This window comes from Cupriavidus sp. 05N39 (assembly GCF_056397325.1).
Genome location: NZ_JBFTNE010000323.1, coordinates 1 through 439 on the forward strand (window position 1 = coordinate 1; position 439 = coordinate 439).

Genomic DNA, 439 nt, shown 5'->3' on the forward strand with positions numbered 1-439 from the left:
ACGTAGAGCAGCGCGCCGGCGATATCCAGCAGCAGGCCTTCATCGATCTGCTGCTGCCCATCGACCACGCCACGCAGCGCATCGCGCTGCTGCACGACCACGCCACGGGCAACGCCCAGGCCCATCATGCCCAGGGTGTCGGCGACCGCGCCCAGTTCATTGACCTGGGTCTGCAGCTGCACCGGCTCGCCGCCGGTGCGCAGGTGCAGGTCCAGCGCGTCCTTGATCCGCAGCAGTTCTTCCTTGACCGCATTGCCGACCGTGTCGAGCAGCTCGCGGTTGCGCCCGCTCAGGCTGCCGCGTGCATGGTCGAGCTCGGCCTCGGTGGCGCTGACGCTGTCCGGGGCGAAGGCGAACAGCACGCTTTCATTGATCCCCGGTGCGGCGCGTGCCGAGCGGATGTCGTTGAGCAGCGGCAGCAGCACGATCGGGATGTCGC

General features: G+C 68.6%; 1 protein-coding gene. It reads right to left on the reverse strand.

What is annotated here, in order from left to right; genetic code table 11:
- On the reverse strand, positions 1-439 hold a 439-nt coding region (locus tag AC1DN0_RS41520), incomplete at both ends, for a hypothetical protein (protein WP_477146674.1).